Source organism: Drancourtella massiliensis (assembly GCF_016900655.1).
GTDB classification, from domain to species: Bacteria; Bacillota; Clostridia; order Lachnospirales; family Lachnospiraceae; genus Sellimonas; species Sellimonas catena.
Window position 1 is genome coordinate 1 of record NZ_JACJKH010000134.1, and the last position, 244, is coordinate 244.

Sequence of the window (244 nt, forward strand, 5' to 3'; positions counted from 1 at the left end):
TACATTTTCATATCTTACGGACCGTTTCCGATCCGAGTGGAGAATACGAGATTCGAACTCGTGACCTCCTGCTTGCAAGGCAGGCGCTCTCCCAACTGAGCTAATCCCCCGTATATAGTTTTTGTTTAAGTTGTGATGGGCTTAAGTGGACTCGAACCACCGACCTCACGCTTATCAGGCGTGCGCTCTAACCGGCTGAGCTATAAGCCCACACTTTATATGAAAACGGCTTCCGCCGGTTTCT

2 tRNA genes are annotated in these 244 nt (G+C 49.6%); both read right to left on the reverse strand.

What is annotated here, in order from left to right:
- Positions 1-37 precede the first annotated feature (37 nt).
- Positions 38-110 (reverse strand) — tRNA-Ala (locus H6A32_RS16065).
- Positions 111-136: 26 nt separating this feature from the next.
- Positions 137-210: transfer RNA gene (locus H6A32_RS16070), tRNA-Ile, on the reverse strand.
- Positions 211-244: the final 34 nt, after the last annotated feature.